Annotated in this window: 1 protein-coding gene; it reads right to left on the bottom strand. The window is 61.9% G+C overall.

Features of this window, described 5'->3' with window-relative positions; all coding sequences use genetic code 11:
* Positions 1–291 (bottom strand): transposase (locus tag EN807_RS34620; protein WP_135938098.1); only part of this gene is annotated, 291 nt, incomplete at both ends.

The following is a 291-nucleotide window of genomic DNA, read 5'->3' as shown; positions in this document are numbered from 1 at the left end:
TTCGGCCATACGCTTGGCGAGCAGTGCGATATCGAGTTCGATACGACGCAGCCGCTGGGTGAAGATGCGCTTCACCATCGGCTCGCGTAGCTGCTCGAGTTGATTGGCGAGGCTGACCTTATCGTCGCTAAGCTGCCTGCGGGCCACGACCAGATCGGCCAGTTGCTCCGCAATCGGGTCGCAACGCACCGGCCGGGTCGGCAGTTCGGCGATGTAGCGCGCAATCAGCAAGGCGTCGATGCGATCATTCTTGGCCAATCGGCCAAGGGCGCGGGCATAGTGGCGCAATTT

Origin of the sequence: Mesorhizobium sp. M5C.F.Ca.ET.164.01.1.1 (genome assembly GCF_004792125.1) — a bacterium.
Classification (GTDB): Bacteria; Pseudomonadota; Alphaproteobacteria; order Rhizobiales; family Rhizobiaceae; genus Mesorhizobium; species Mesorhizobium wenxiniae.
This window is presented reverse-complemented; position numbering and strand designations above follow the sequence as displayed.